Annotated in this window: 11 protein-coding genes; 3 read left to right on the top strand and 8 right to left on the bottom strand. The window is 71.6% G+C overall.

What is annotated here, in order from left to right; genetic code table 11:
* The first annotated feature begins 14 nt into the window (after window positions 1–14).
* Complete coding sequence (locus ABD331_RS45820; protein WP_344490084.1) at window positions 15–941, top strand: ABC transporter substrate-binding protein; 927 nt, start codon at window positions 15–17, stop codon at window positions 939–941.
* 920 nt (window positions 942–1,861) lie between these two features.
* Here the strand turns inward: ABD331_RS45820 and ABD331_RS45815 are convergent.
* The 3 genes from ABD331_RS45815 to ABD331_RS45805 all read right to left on the bottom strand — a co-directional run bounded on the left by ABD331_RS45815 (window position 1,862) and on the right by ABD331_RS45805 (window position 4,080).
* The gene (locus ABD331_RS45815; protein WP_344490081.1) at window positions 1,862–2,002 is read right to left on the bottom strand and encodes a hypothetical protein; all 141 of its coding nucleotides are present in this window, start codon (window positions 2,000–2,002) and stop codon (window positions 1,862–1,864) included.
* A 165-nt stretch (window positions 2,003–2,167) separates the two neighbouring features.
* A complete protein-coding gene (locus tag ABD331_RS45810) occupies window positions 2,168–3,151 on the bottom strand; it encodes a hypothetical protein (RefSeq protein WP_344490078.1) in 984 nt (327 codons plus the stop codon).
* Window positions 3,152–3,207: 56 nt separating this feature from the next.
* Window positions 3,208–4,080 (bottom strand): transporter substrate-binding domain-containing protein, encoded by an 873-nt coding sequence (locus tag ABD331_RS45805; RefSeq protein WP_344490075.1) that lies wholly within the window; start codon window positions 4,078–4,080, stop codon window positions 3,208–3,210.
* Window positions 4,081–4,511: 431 nt separating this feature from the next.
* Between ABD331_RS45805 and ABD331_RS45800 the strand changes: the two genes are divergently transcribed.
* Window positions 4,512–6,806, top strand: a complete 2,295-nt coding sequence (locus ABD331_RS45800; protein ID WP_344490071.1) for an ATP-binding protein — start codon at window positions 4,512–4,514, stop codon at window positions 6,804–6,806.
* 118 nt (window positions 6,807–6,924) lie between these two features.
* On the top strand, window positions 6,925–7,905 hold the full coding sequence (locus ABD331_RS45795; RefSeq protein WP_344490068.1) for a DUF1838 family protein: 981 nt from the start codon (window positions 6,925–6,927) through the stop codon (window positions 7,903–7,905).
* A gap of 7 nt (window positions 7,906–7,912) precedes the next feature.
* Here the strand turns inward: ABD331_RS45795 and ABD331_RS45790 are convergent, their stop codons facing one another.
* The 5 genes from ABD331_RS45790 to fxsT all read right to left on the bottom strand — a co-directional run bounded on the left by ABD331_RS45790 (window position 7,913) and on the right by fxsT (window position 14,271).
* Window positions 7,913–8,512, bottom strand: coding sequence for a GTP-binding protein (locus ABD331_RS45790; protein WP_344490065.1), 600 nt, complete (start codon window positions 8,510–8,512; stop codon window positions 7,913–7,915).
* Window positions 8,493–8,888, bottom strand: a complete 396-nt coding sequence (locus tag ABD331_RS45785; RefSeq protein ID WP_344490062.1) for a DUF742 domain-containing protein — start codon at window positions 8,886–8,888, stop codon at window positions 8,493–8,495. Before ABD331_RS45785 ends, ABD331_RS45790 begins: the two co-directional genes overlap by 20 nt.
* Window positions 8,885–9,319, bottom strand: coding sequence for a roadblock/LC7 domain-containing protein (locus ABD331_RS45780; protein WP_344490059.1), 435 nt, complete (start codon window positions 9,317–9,319; stop codon window positions 8,885–8,887). Before ABD331_RS45780 ends, ABD331_RS45785 begins: the two co-directional genes overlap by 4 nt.
* A complete protein-coding gene (locus tag ABD331_RS45775; protein WP_344490056.1) occupies window positions 9,316–11,727 on the bottom strand; it encodes a sensor histidine kinase in 2,412 nt (803 codons plus the stop codon). The genes ABD331_RS45780 and ABD331_RS45775 overlap by 4 nt, the downstream gene beginning before the upstream one ends.
* 165 nt (window positions 11,728–11,892) lie before the next feature.
* Window positions 11,893–14,271, bottom strand: coding sequence for an FxSxx-COOH system tetratricopeptide repeat protein (gene fxsT / locus ABD331_RS45770; RefSeq protein ID WP_344490053.1), 2,379 nt, complete (start codon window positions 14,269–14,271; stop codon window positions 11,893–11,895).
* Between the last annotated feature and the right edge of the window lie 21 nt (window positions 14,272–14,292).

Here is a 14,292-nt window from a genome sequence, read left to right as displayed (position 1 = left end):
TGGCGGGCACCCAGGTGCTGCCCGCGGTGGCCGATGCCTGTGAGGAACTGGGGGTGCCGTGTCTTTCCACGGCGTTCCCCTGGCAGGGTTTCGTGTACGGTCGCGGCGGCGACCCGTCACGGCCTTTCACCTGGACCCATCACTTCGCCTGGGGCCTCGACGACATCGCGGACGTCTTCGCCGAGCTGTGGCAGCGTTACGCCCCACGCCCGCAGGTGGGTTGCCTGTGGAACGACGATCTGCAGGGACGGCTGTTGCGTCACCCCGAATACGGCTTCCTGCCGCGCGCTCGGGCGCGCGGGCACCTCGTCGACGACCCGGGCGGCTACCACGAGCCCGCCGCAGGTTTCGAGGAGCACATCGGGCATTTTCTGCGCGCGGACACCGAGGTCATCACCAGCGCCGCGACCGAGGCCGACCTCACGCTCTTCTACCAGCAGGCTGCCGGGCACGGGCTGCGGCCCCGTCTGCTCACCTCCTCACGCTGGCTCGCCTACCCGTGCACGGACCAGGACAGCGCGCTCAGTCAGGCGGCCGTGGCAACGCTGGTCTACTGGTCGCCGCGCCACCCGTTCCGCTCGGGCCTGACCGGCGCGACGCCCGCGCAGCTCGCCGACGCCTACGAACAGCGCACCGGCAACCGATGGCTGCAGCCGCTGGGGCTCGCCCACGCGTTGCTGGAGGTGGCCGCGCACGCTCTGGCCACGGCCGATGATCCCGCCGACGGGCGCTCGGTGGCCGCGGCCATCGGCCGTACACGACTGGACACCATCGCCGGCACGCTTGACTGGAGCGCCGGGCCGACGCCCAATGTGGCGCTGGTGCCGCTGGTCGGCGGCCAGTGGCAACCGGGAAGACGACATCGCAGCGAGCTCACGATCGTGACCAACACCGGCCTGCCCGAGGTGCAGGTCGAGGCCGACCTCGTGCCCGTTCGCTGACCGGTCGCGATCGCCCTGGGCAGCGGGGCCGTGGTGAGTCCCGGCGATCGCACGTCGTCCTGCGAACAGCCGGAGCGATTGCTGGCCAGCCGTGCCATCGGCCGAACAAGTGCGTGATCCCGCCGCCGTCGCACAGCGACTCATCCGGTCGTGGTGCTTGACCGGGACCAGCTCCAGGCCATGAGGATCGAGCCAGCACCTCGCGAAGCATTTGCACACCGTCCGTGTGAGGCAGCGACGGCTTGCCACAGGTAGTGCCGGCAGCCTCCGTCCCCGACTGTGCCGTCCGGCGTCCGCGACCGGCGTCGACCGGGACCCGCGCCGCGGGCTGTGCAGGCCGCTCTTCGCTGCGGCTGGGCCGCAGTGGGGACGAACGCGCTGCGCCCGCCGCCACTGCCTGTGCTGTCCACTGGCGGCGGCGGATTTCCTGCTGGGCCCGTAGCTGTGCGGTGATCAGCGCGGCTTGCTGGGACGGCAGCGGCAGTACCTGGCCGTCGGGCCCGATCCATGCGGACAGGCGGTGGCGCATCCAGCCTGGGGGGTGGCGGATCTCGCTGGCTCTCGACCAGGTGTAGGTCCAGGGGCTGGCGTCGGGCCGGACGTCCAGGCCGTGCAGTACGTCCCGTACGGTGGCGCCCGCGTCGAAGAAGGGCTTGAGCAGCCAGCGCAGGTATCCGGCCGTCAGCCGGCGCAGTAGTGGCGCTTCGTGCCGCAGCCGCTGGCAGGCCTTGAGTCGATCGCGCTTGGTCCTGGGCATGGCCGGGGAACTCGGTGCACCGTCACCGGGTGGCGGGCGGGGCACGTGTGTGCGCGAGGGATCGGGTCTTGGCCCCGGGCCCGGCTTGGGGGTCGAGGCCGGCGAGGCGGACGGATCGGTCGGTGAGGCGGGAGAGACGGGAGTCTTCGAAGAGTTCCAGCCGCTACGTGGCCAGGGTTGCGTTGATGACGCGGCCCAGCAGGTAGTGCTCGTAGCGTCGGTAGAAGGGCCATCTGGCCACGTCGTAGGCGGCGCAGGCCAGGAGTGGTTGGAGAGCGCTTCTGCCGGGGAGCGCCCGCAGCATGAAGGACAGGGCGAGCTGGCAGCGCGCTGGTTCACTGCTTGGCTCAGGCCACCTGTGATCGGGTGCGCTCGTAGCAACGCAACGCTGATCGGCCGACCGCTCAGGACGTCCGTTGCCGCGTGCGCCCGAAGCAAGGATGGCCGACCGCCCGGCTCGGGACGCCCGTTAACGCGTGCGCCCGTAGCAGCGTTGGTCGACGGCCCGGCTGAGGCCGTCCGGCCCGCTCGTTTCCAGAACGGACTGCTCCAGGCGGTGCCCACGGATGGCGAGATCCGTGTAAGGGGCGCGCGAGTAGTCCCGGCACAGGGTTTTGGAGACGATGGAGTCGTTGGTCACGAAGTGCAGCGCCCCTCTGAGGTCGAGGAAGGTCGTCATCTGCTCGTCCATGGTGATGACGTAGCCGCTGAGCACCTGCCGGCCGGTCGCCGCCCCGTCTCCGTCGCCGACCTCCACCGCCATGACGGGAAGGATGGGGATGCGGACGAACTCCAGCACCACGATGGCGGCCAGGCTCAGGGCGAGCAGGGAGGCGACGGCGGTGGTGGTCCAGGGGGCGACGCGGCTCGGCAGGGGGCCGTTCACCAGGAGGGCGAGGGGTGGGAGGAGGCCGAGCAGGATGACCATGACGTCCTGGCGTGCCATCGCCTCCTGGGCCAGCGGCCAGGTGAACACGTAGAACACGACGATGGCGCCCGCGCCGGCCAGTGATGTGCAGGTGGCGACGAGGCCCTCCTGGGTGGGGAATCTCAGTTGCAGTTCGACGGTGGCGAGGATGAGCACGATCGACAGCAGGATGGGCAGGAACTGGATCTCCCAGGTGAGCGCGGCGACGATCATGCTTGCGCCGAGGACCCAGCCCGGGATGTGCGTGCTGAGCCGCGCCACCCGGAATCTGAGTGGTTCGTCCACGCTGAGGCGCAGCAGTGATCCGGCCAGGCGGAAGCCCAGGGTCGCCGCCGGGAGCAGCCACAGCACCGTGAGGAGGAGGGCGGTGATGAGCCCGATCGGGTTGATGTGCTGGACGATGAGTTGCGCGTTGTCCACGCTTTCGTGGCTGAAGTACCAGATGCGCAGCATGAGGAGCAGTGACGGGATGGCGGGCAGCAGGGCGATATGCCACTGCCGGTCCTGAGGCTCGGCCGCGGGCAAGGACGCAGGCGAGGGCACAGGAGGGGGCGCAGGCGGGGGTGAGGGTGGGTCGCCGGTTACCATTCACGGATCTCCGGGCGGGGGACGGTGGGCGGGTCGGCGATGGCGACCTGTTGCCGCTGCCCCAGGACCAGCTCGGCGGGCGCGAGGTGCTCGGCGTACAGGTTGCGCCATTCACCGCTGGTGGTGATGCGGTGCAGGGCCAGCTCGACCAGCGTGTGCATCGCCTCGTTCGGGCCCGTGTGGATGCCCCACCGCTCCGCCGGGTCCAGGGTGATGTCGTGGATGCGCAGCGCGTCCGGGTCCTGCGCGACGAAGCCGGCGAGGATGGCCGCGTCGCTCTGCACCGCGTCGTATTCACCGGCTTTCAGAAGTCGCACGCAGTCGCTGATGCGGAAGCGGCCCATCGGGATGATGCCCAGCTCGCGGAGTGGGCCTTCCGCTGTGGACGCGCCCAGCGTGCACACCTTCTTGCCCCTCAGGGCGGCCATGCTCTCCAGCGTGCCGTCGAAGTCGGATCGGGTGAGCACGGCCTGGGTCGTCTCCAGATAGGCGGAGGAGAACCGTACGCCTTCCTTGATCCGCTGTTCGGTGATGCTGTAGCTGGCCACCACGAGATCCACGGTGATGTAGCCGCCGTCTTTCTTGGCCTGCCTGTCGTCCCGGTGTTCTATTTCGATCGGGACCAGATCCACCTTGCCAGGAGGGAAGCCCAGCTCGCGTGCGACCGCGTACGCGATGTCGATGTCGAATCCCGCGCAGGTGACCGCGCACAGGGCGATGCCGGGGAGGTCGTCCCTGACGCCGATGGTGAGCCGCGCCTTGCCCTGAAGGCCCGCCCTGACCAGCAGGTCCTGTTTGGACGGCGCGATGGACCGCACCACCGCCAAGGCGCTGACAGTCACCAGGAGGACCACGAGGATCAGCACACCGATGACCGTCAGCCGCGCCCGGACCCTTTTCGTACGTCGAGCCATTCGGGGTCTGGTTTGTTGTTGGACGTCCATTTCTCCCTGCCGATGTTCGACCGATTTTCGATCGCGCGGAAACGCCGGAGGTCGCCAGGCATTGCCGTCGTGGCCGCCCTTTCCGGGTGCCCTCCCGGGAGTTCGCGACTGAGTCGCCGCTCAAAGCGGGAGCCGCTACGATGCGGTTAGGGAAGGCCCGCGCGGCATAATGACGGCGATTCATTGATTAACGCGCCGAATATCTCCATCAATGGGCGCGAACATGTCGGGTTTCGAATGTCGCGGCCCCATCGTGGCCCTCGGCTCCACTGTCGTGTTCCGCGCCTCGGCACCGCAAGCCACCTGAACAAGCTCCGAACACGCGCGGAACACGAGACGAGGATCAGCACAAGATGACCGATGGCGGCAGTCCCGCCCCGCATCCCGCGCTCGCCGACTTCGCCAGGGGGTTGCAGGCGTTACGGCAGGAGGCCGGCGATCCGACCTTCCAGCGGCTCGCGAACGGCACCGGCACCGGACGCACCACGCTCTCGCAGGCGTTCAACGGCCGGATCCTGCCGAGCTGGGGCACGGTGAAGGCGTGGGTGGCCTGGCTCGACGGCGACGTGGACGCCTGGCGAGGCCGGTGGGCAACCGCCAAGGCGGCCATGCGGGAGAACGCGCCCGGACCCGAGCCTCCGGCTGTGCACCTGCCCGCCGCGGCCGGGCGTTTCGTGGGCCGCCATCATGAGCTGGCCGCGCTGACGGTGCTGCTCGACCAGGTCTCCTGCGGCCAGGGCGCCGCGGTCGTCGCGCTGATCGGCGGCAGCGCCGGCATCGGCAAGACCACGCTCGCGGTGCACTGGGCCAGGCAGCACGTGGACCGCTTCCCCGGCGGCCTGTTCTACGTGGATCTGCGGGGGTTCGGCCCGGACGCCCCCATGGCCGCGCCTGAGGCGATCCGCGGGCTGCTGTCCTGTCTCGGCGTTCCCGACCGGGAGATCCCGTCCGGCTTCGACGCGCAGGTCGCCCGGTTCCGCTGCCTGCTGGAGGGCAGGCGCAGCCTGCTCGTCCTGGACAACGCGCGCGACACCGACCAGATTCGGCATCTGCTGCCCGGTTCGCCCACCTGCCTGGTCCTCGTCACGAGCCGGCGGGAGCTGGGCGGCCTGATCGCCCGCCATCGGGCCGCGTACCTGCGGCTCGACCTGCTGACCGCCGCCGAGGCGCACCGGCTGCTGGTCGGGTTCCTCGGTGAGGGGCGGGCCGGGGCCGAGGCGGGGGCCGCGCGGGAGCTGCTGGCGTGCTGCGCGGGGCTGCCGCTGGCGGTGTGCATCGTCGCCGCCCGTGCCGTGATGCGGCCGGAGGTGCCGCTCAAGGTGCTCGCCGGCGAGCTGGGCCTGGAGCGGGACCGCCTGCGGGCGCTGACGACGGGGGACGGCGGCGACACGGACATCTCCGCGGTCTTCTCCTGGTCGTACCAGGCGTTGCCGGCCGGCGCGGGCGCGCTGTTCCGGCTGCTCGGCGTGCATCCCGGCCCCGAGCTGGGTGTCGCGGCGGCGGCCTCGCTGGCGGGCCTGGCCGAGGCGGACGCCGCGGGCCTCCTCGCCGAGCTGGCGCGGGCGAGCCTGCTCGTCCGGGACGCGACGGAACGGTTCCGCTGCCACGACCTGCTGCGCGCGTACGCCACCCAGTTGTCCGCGGACGAGGACGGCGACGAAGAACGCGCCCGAGCCCTGCACCGGACCCTCGACCACTACCTGCACACCGCCTATGAGGCCGCGCTGCTGCTGTTGCCCGGCCGGGAGCCGCCGGCGCTCCCCCGGCCCCGAGCCGGAGTCACCCTCCACCGGCCGCGGGACGTCGAGCAGGCGATGGCCTGGTTCACCCGGGAGCACGCCAACCTGCTGGCGGCCGTCCGCCGAGCCGCCGACGACGGGTTCGACGAGCACGCCTGGCAGCTGACCGAGGCCTGCGGCGACTTCTTCGACCGGCAGGGGCACTGGCACGACTGGCTGGCCGCCCTGCGCGTCGCGCTGGCCGCGTCCGAGAGACTGGGCGATCGGGGCGCGCAGGCCCGCACGCGCCGGGACCTCGGCCTGGCCTGCACGCGCCTGAGCCGGTACGCGGAGGCCGCGACGCACTTCGCGGCGGCGATCGAGACGTTCCGCGACCTCGGCGACCCCGTCGGTGAGGCCCGCGCGCACATCCATCTGTCGTACGTCCGCGAAGAGGAGGAGCACCTGCTGGACGCCCTCGCGTCCGTGGAGCGGGCGCTGCGCCTGTTCCTGCGCGCCGGGCACGGGACGGGGCAGGCCACGGCGCTCGACACCATGGCGAACTACCAGCTCAGGCTGGGCGACTCCCGCGAGGCACTGTCTCTGGCCGAGCAGGCGCTCGGGCTGTTCCAGACCCTTCAGGACCCCTACGGCGAGGCCAGCGCGTGGGACAACGCCGGCCGGGCCCATCACGGCCTGGGCGAGCACGAGGTGGCCGTCACGTGTTTCCGGAAGGCGCTCTGCCTCTGCAGGCAGGTGCACGACCGGTACGGCGAGGCGTACATCCTGCACCACCTCGGCGACAGCCTGCTGGTGCTCGGCGACGGTTCAGGGGCGGGGCAAGCGTGGGGCCAGGCGCTGGCCATCATGCGGGAGCTGGGGCATCGCGACACCGAGGAGTTGCGGGCGAAGGTCGCGGGCCTGGGCTGATCGCGGGGCGTCGCGACCTGTGAGGGAACGCGCCTCTCCGGGAGAAAGTGGACAACGGTTCGCGCGGCATGATCACATATGGCGCTGTTCACTTCCTTCTCGGCACGAAAGGCCGAACGTGATCACGAAACGTCTGGCGGGGCTGCTGGCTCCGCTCGCCTTACTTCTCACCACCGGCGCGGCGGGCGCGTCCGCCAGCGACGGCGCCCCCGCCCCCACAGACCCAGGGCCGGTCTACGCGACCGTCACCGACACGAGCGGGAAGCTGTCCCTGCAGACGTTCGGGCGTCCGGACGGCAAGGACATGGTGTTCAGGATCTCGGGCTCGGTGTACGCCAACATCGAGGGCAACAGCCTGGACCCGGCGATGCGGCACGGCCAGAAGCTGTTCAACATCGAGGGCTACAACATCCGGCGGCTGTACCGGGTGCCCGACACCAACCAGCTCTACCAGCTCTCCCGGGAGATCGTCTTCTACACCGACCCGGCGGATCCGCAGCGCGTGCTGCGCGAGTGGCAGAACCCGATCGACGGCAAGACGTACCCGGTCGTCCCGATCAACAACGACACGGTGAACTTCGGCCCGTTCACGATCACCCCCGCCTACGCGGGCCCGCCGCTGCAGCAGTTGCACGACGAGAGCGTCTGGACGAGCGACATCCCCGTCCGGACGAACTTCGCCACCACGCTCGGCGAGCAGTTCGGCCTGGTCGGCGGCGTGTACGCGGCCCAGGAGATGTTCGACTTCTCCGTGGACAAGCGCGAGGTGGCGGCCCGCACCGAGGCCGGGGTGCCGGAGGGCGCGATGAAGACGAAGATCAGCTGGGCGCGGACCAGCCCGTGGGCGCCGTTCATGTGCCTGCCGGAGACCGAGGTGCGCGGCCAGCTCACCTACCACGCCCGGAGCTGGTCGCTCAGCTCGTACGCGGCGATCGAGCCGTGGCTGCGGGCCGAGATCGAGGCGGGCTACCCGCTGTACAAGGCCGCCCCCGCCCAGCCGGGGCCGAGCGAGAACTCCTGGACCTCCTTCTACAACAAGCAGCTCGGCAAGGGCGCCACCACCTGGGCGAGCTGGTGCGCCGCCAACGGGCACGCCTGACCGCCGGTCACGGCACGGGATGCGGTGTGGTGCGCTCCTCCGCGGCCATCAGATGGTCGATGAGCGCCAGCAGCACATCGCGTCCCGCCTGCCGCTCGCGGGCGTCGCAGAGCACCAGCGGCACCTGCGGGTCGAGGTCCAGGGCCGCGCGGATCTCCTCCGGCGTCCGGTCCCTGACGCCGTGGAAGCAGTTGACGCCGACCACGAACGGGATGCCGCGGTTCTCGAAGAAGTCGATGGAGGCGAAGCTCACCTCCAGCCGCCGGGTGTCCACCAGGACGACGGCGCCCAGCGCCCCGTTGACGAGGTCGTTCCACATGAACCAGAAACGTTCCTGGCCGGGCGTGCCGAACAGGTAGAGCACCAGCTCGTGGTTGATGGTGATGCGGCCGAAGTCCAGCGCGACGGTGGTGGTGGACTTGCCGCTCAGGCCCTCCAGGTCGTCCACGCCGACGCTGGCGTGCGTCAGGTACTCCTCGGTACGCAGCGGCGCGACCTCGCTCACCGCGCCGACCATGGTCGTCTTGCCGACGCCGAACCCGCCGGCGACGAGGATCTTGACTGCCAGGGGAGCACGGGCCTGGTGCTCAGAGCTTGCGTAGCCCATCCCTCACCGCTTTCAGGATTGTGATGTCGGGAAGCCTGCTCGCCGGGGCGAAAGCCAGCGGCGGCTGGGCCAGCACGTGCCCGGCCTCGACCAGATCCTCGATGAGGATCTTGGTCACGGAGACCGGGAGGTGCAGGGCGGAGGCCAGCTCCGCCACCGCCAGCGGCCGCCGGCACAGGTCCAGGAGGGTGTGATGCTCCGGCTGCAGCTTCCTCAGGTCGCGTCTGGACGGCGGAGCGCCCGCCGCGGTCGCCGTCACCATGGTGATCAGGGTCAGGTCGTCCCGCTGGGTGGCGGTACGGCCGCTGGTGATCGTGTAGGGGCGGACCAAGGGCTCGTCGGCGTCGTCGTCGAAGTCCTCCGTCCAGTGTTTCATCCGGGACTCCCCGGCCTGCTGGTCATCGGCGGGCGCGCCCCCGTGCCGAGCTTCTGGCCGACCTGCTGGATCAGGGTGTGCATCGCCTCGCTCATCACCTCGGCGTCCACCTGCTGGGAGGCGACGACCGCCAGGTGGGTGCCGCGGCCCGCCGCGGTGATGAACAGCCACAGCTCGGCCAGCTCGATGATGACCTGGTGGACCTGCCCGCCGCCGAAGAGATCCCCGGCGCCCCTGGCCAGGCTCTGCTGGCCGGTGGCGATCGCGGCCAGGCGTTCGGCGTTGGCGCGCTGGATGGTCCTGGACTGGCTGATCACCAGGCCGTCGTCCGACAGCACGATGGCGTGCCGGGTGCCGGCGACCTCATTGACCAGGCGGTCCAGGAGCCAGTCCAGGTCGGCGTTGGTGGCGGTGGTTCGCTGCGTCATCATCGATCTTCCGTCGTAGGGGAACCGGCCTCGGAGTCCGGGTCCGGAGGCGTGGGGAAGGCGTCGTCACCGGTCCGGCGCCGGCGGGACTGCCGTTGGAACGCACCGATTGTGGCACCGGATCGGCGTGGCTGATCACGAAGCGGGCCGGTGTCCTGTTCGGCCGGCTCCTGCGTGCTCACCGGCCTGCGGAGCTCGGGGGCCAGGCTGGCCTGGCGGACCCGCTGGGGCAGCGGCGCGGGCTCGCCACCGTGGTCCGGGGCCCCGTTCCGGTCCGGCGCGCCGTTCTGGGCCGCCGCCTGGGCCGCCACCTGCGCCATCGCGCGCCCTCTTGAGCGCGCGGGCAACGGCTCGTCTCCGCGTGACGTGGGGACGGCTTCCGCTACGTCCGGCTGGCCGGCCGCCTCGGCCGGAGGAACCTCCTCCTCTTCCGGGGCCTCCACGATCATGGCCTCAGGAAGCAGCACGACGACGCGCGTGCCGCCGTAGGCGGAGGAACGCAGCTCGATCTGCAGGCCCAGGTTCGCCGACAGGCGGGCGACCACGTACAGGCCGAGCCGCGCGTCCTCGGCGTGCGTCATCACGTCGAGCTCGGGCGGCGCGGCCATCAGCTCGTTGGCGGCGGCGTACTGCTCGGGCTCCATGCCCAGGCCGCGGTCCTCGATCTCCACGGCGACGCCCCGGCTGACCGGCGCGGCCCGCACCTCGACGGGGGTGATCGGCTTGGAGAAGGCGGTGGCGTTCTCCATCAGCTCCGCCAGGACGTGCACCAGCGGGCCGACCGCGCGCGCGGCCACCCACGGTCCGCCCTCGACCTCGATCGAGATCCGCCGGTAGTCCTGGACCTCGCCCTGCGCGGCGCGCAGCACGTCGAGCAGCCGCACCGGCCTGCGCCAGCGCCGCTGCGGCTGGCCGCCGCCGAGGATCACCAGGTTCTCCTCGTAGCGGCGCAGCCGGGCGGTCAGGTGGTCCAGGTCGAACAGGCCCTCCAGCACCTCGGGGTCCTCGTGCCTGCGCTCCAGCTCGTCCAGCTTCTTCAGTTGCAGGCCGATGAGGATCTGCGTGCGCCGGGCGATGCGCTGCAGCATGCGCTGGAAGCCCCGATGCTGCTCGGCCTGCCGGACGGCGGTGGCCACGGCGCTGCGGCGGGCCAGGTTGAGCGCGTGGCCCAGCTCGCCCAGCTCGTCCTGGGTGGGCTCGATCATGTGGGCTTCGGCGTCCACGTCCACGTCCTGGCCGCGCTCCAGCCTGGCGACCACGTCGGGCAGCCGCTCCTGCAGCTCCAGGGCGTCCTGGCGCAGCTGGTCGATGCGGCGGCGGAGAATCCGTGTCAGCCGCCAGCTCGTGAAGATCACCAGGCCCAGCGCGAGCAGGCCGACGCTGCTGATGATGACGAACACCGTGAAGATCATGTCGGCGTGGCCGTAGCCGATCGCGCTCACGTTGTCGAAGCGCAGCCGCAGCAGCTCCAGCACCTGCCGGGTGACCGTGTCCGCCGAGGAGCGCCACATCGACCTGTTGCCGCGCAGGGTCACCTGCCCCACCTCGGTGGCGCTGCCCGGCGTGACGAACTGCCCCTCCAGGACCGTCAGCGTCTGCCAGGCCTGGCTGTTCATCAGCCCCGCGTACCTGGTCTCGTTGCCGGTCAGCCCCGGCAGCACCCGCGTCTGCAGGAGGTGTCTCCTGGCGCCGATCGCGTCGGTGACCAGACGGTACTCCTCCCTCGTCAGCCGCTTGCTCTCCCAGCCGCGGGCCAGCAGGGCGTCCTCGCGGCCGAGCGTGTCGACCACCCAGAACAGGTCGACGAGCAACTGCGCCTTGTTGCTCACCTCGCCCTCGTCGGTCCGGCTGAGCACGGTCAGCACGCCGATGGCCGACTCGATGAGGCCGCTGTAGTAGTCGTACGACTTCTGCGCGTCCGCCCATCCCGCGTCCACCGACCGGCGCTGCTCGGCCAGTCGGCCGAGGCTGTTCGCGGTGCGGGAGACCGCGTCGGCGAGCCCGTCCGGCGCGTCGCCGGTGTCCAGCGACGACAGCGGCAGGAACGCGTTCACCGCCCGGTCGGTCGCCGCGCGCGCCGTGGCCAGCTCACCGGCCGAACCCCTGCGCAGGCCCGCCTGGAACTCGGCGGTCAGCCTGCGCTCGGCGTCCAGGCCGAAGAACAGGTCGGACGCGGGCTTGCCGGCCAGCGAGGTGGCCAGGTCCATCTGGGCCTGCTCGGTCCGCCACTGGCTGAAGAGCTGGTTCATGCCCGACGCCAGCAGCGGCGTGAACGTCAGGCTGGGCACCAGCACGATGATGAGCAGCACCGTACGCAGCGACAACCGCCGCACGCCGGCCGGTTTCCGCGGCCCGGCCCCGTCGTCCGCGGCCCCGGCTCGTGGTCGCCTGCTCCTGCCCCATCCAGTCACGCGCGGGACACTCCTCGCCGGTCGGTGTTGCTGTCATGGACGATCTCCGTGCAGGTGATCGGTGCCCGATCGTAGCCATGCGGGAGATGAGCCCGAAAGCCCTGATTTCGGCGCGGCAGAACAAGTTCGGTGGAAGGCCTGATGAGGCGTACTGACGCGGCCCTTTCAGCGGGCGCGGGACGTCCAGTCGGCGAGGGCGCGGCGGGCGGCCAGGGTGGTGGGGTGGACGGGGCCGATCAGGCGCTCCAGGTCGGGCAGGAGGGCGGCGAACTGGTCGCGGGCGGCGGCCGCGTCGCCCGCCTCGCCCGTCCAGGAGGCGAGCGAGTGGCGGGCCTTCAGGGTGACGGGGTGCTCGCCGCCCAGCAGGCGCTCCAGGTCGGGCAGCAGAGTGGTCACCTGGTCGCGGGCCGCCGCCGCGTCGCCCGCCTCGCCCGTCCAGGACGCCAGGGCGTACCTGATGTGCAGCGTGACGGGATGGCCGTCGCCCATGACGTGCTCCGCGATGAGGTGGATGGCGGCGAGCTGGTCGCGTGCGCCCGCCGGGTCCCCCGCGCGTCCCGTCCAGATGGCGTGGGTGTGCCGGACGCGCAGCGTCATGCCGTCGTCGTCGCCGAGCACCTTGCGCACGTACGGGAGCAGCAGCACGTACTGGTCGCGCACGGTGGCGGCAGCCGCGCCCGAGGCGCCCGACCAGTGCGCCAGCTCGTGCCGTGCGATCAGCGTGTTGGGATGCTCGGGGCCGAGCACGCGTTCGCACACCGGCACCAGGGCCGCCGCCTGGTCGCGGGCGGCGGCGGGGTCGCCCGCCTGGCCCAGCCAGCGGATGAGCTGGCGCCGGATGCTCAGGGTCCGCGGGTGCTCGGGGCCCAGGGTGCCGGCGCGGTGCTCGTGGATCTGCAGGCTCAGCAGCTTCGCCGTACGGTAGTCGCCGCTCACCCCCAGATACCAGGCGATCTTGCACAGGTTGGGGTCGTCGAGCGGCAGGAGCGCCCGCGCGTGCGGCAGCAGTTGCGCGAAGCGGGGCCAGTTGGCCGTGTCCTCCGCGTCCGCCTCCACCTCCCCGCCTGCGGGGAACACCGCGTGCAACAGGGCGCAGGCGGCTCGCTGCCAGGCGGCCCTGGAGGCGGCGGAGACGTTGTCCAGCGTGACCGCCTGCACCAGCCGGTGGATCGACACCCGGTCGGCGGCCGGCAGCCCGATCAGGCAGTGCCGGCGCAGCAGGCTGATCGCCGCGTTGACGCCGAGAGTGCTGCCGGGCAGCGAACGCAGCGCTTCGAGCGTGCGGCCGCGCTGCGTCCTCAGCTCGTCGGTGACGAGCAGGTCCTGAGGGTGGCGCGCCTCCAGCGGGGTGAGGAGCAGCCGGTACGGGATGGCGTCCGGGTCGTAGCAGGCCAGAAGCCGGATCAGGGAGATCGCCTGCACGTTGGTCGCGGCCAGGGTCTCGAAGGCGAGCTGCCAGGTGGAGGCCACCCGGGAGGGGTAGCCCCAGGGCTCCCCCTGGGCGAGCATGGTGCTGCGCTGGTGCTGCAGGAGCCCGTGGTAGCCGGTGATCGTGGTGCCGGTGTCGGCCATGTAGGCGCCGGCCTGCTCCAGGGCCAGCGGCAGCGCGCCCAGCGCGGTGACCACGGCGGCCGCCCCGTCCTGGTCCTCCTGGCCCGCGCGGGCTTGCAGGAACGCCATCGCGGGCTCGGCGTCCAGCACGTCCAGCTCCAGGCCGTGGTCGAACGGCCAGTGCGCCGACCGGCTGGTGACCAGCACGTGGCCGGGCCCCGCCGGCGGCAGGAAGGCACGCAGCGCCTCGGCGAAGGGCGCGTTGTCGAAGATCAGCAGCCACCGGCCGGGGTACGCGGCGAGCGCGGCGTGCACCTGGTCCACGGGGTCGGCCAGGTCCGTCGCCTGCCGCACGGCCAGCAGCGCCGCCAGGTTGGCGTACGCGGCCGACAGCAGCGCGGTGTCCTCGGCGGGCAGGTGCCAGACGAGGGTGTACTCGTGCAGGTAGCGGTGGGCGTACTCGACCACCAGGCTGGTCTTGCCGACCCCGCCCAGCCCGTGCACCGCGATCAGGTGCGGGAGCGCCCCATCGCCGGCCAGGCGCTCGTGCAGCTCGGCCAGCGTCTGATCGCGCCCGGCCAGTTGCGGCGGGCGGGGCGGCAGCCGGACCGGCCTGGCCGGTGGCCTCGGGCGGGGCGGCTGCCGGACGGCCGCCGCCAGGTGACCGCCGGTGATGGCGATCTCGTCGCCGCCCGTGGCATTCCACGCCAGGACGTCCCCGCCCGGCCGCGGGCCCGAAGGGCGTAGTTGCGTCCACAGCGTGGCCGTGGAGATGAGCAGGCCGAGGACGCCGGCGAACATGCTCACCACGCTGGCCCGCTTGTCGAGGACGTCCAGCACGTCCAGGACCACGTCGGGCTCGCCGGGGGCGTCCGAGAAGAACGCCCACACGCCGACGCCCAGCAGAACCAGGGACACCAGGGCCGCCGACTTGGCCAGCACACGCGGCCATCGGTGCCCTGTGGGCTGGGGTGGCGGAGGAGAGGCCGTCACCGTCTCAGCGTGAGGCCTGCT

Source organism: Nonomuraea monospora (genome assembly GCF_039531895.1).
Taxonomy (GTDB): Bacteria; Actinomycetota; Actinomycetes; order Streptosporangiales; family Streptosporangiaceae; genus Nonomuraea; species Nonomuraea monospora.
The sequence above is the reverse complement of the archived record's forward strand: the minus strand, read 5'-3'. Positions and strand labels throughout refer to the sequence as shown.

Coding starts and splice junctions, on each gene's coding strand:
- ABD331_RS45815 (WP_344490081.1), bottom strand. CDS start 2,002: ATGCTGCGGGCGCTCCCCGGCAGAAGCGCTCTCCAACCACTCCTGGCC.
- ABD331_RS45800 (WP_344490071.1), top strand. CDS start 4,512: ATGACCGATGGCGGCAGTCCCGCCCCGCATCCCGCGCTCGCCGACTTC.
- ABD331_RS45790 (WP_344490065.1), bottom strand. CDS start 8,512: ATGGGCTACGCAAGCTCTGAGCACCAGGCCCGTGCTCCCCTGGCAGTC.
- ABD331_RS45785 (WP_344490062.1), bottom strand. CDS start 8,888: ATGAAACACTGGACGGAGGACTTCGACGACGACGCCGACGAGCCCTTG.
- ABD331_RS45780 (WP_344490059.1), bottom strand. CDS start 9,319: ATGATGACGCAGCGAACCACCGCCACCAACGCCGACCTGGACTGGCTC.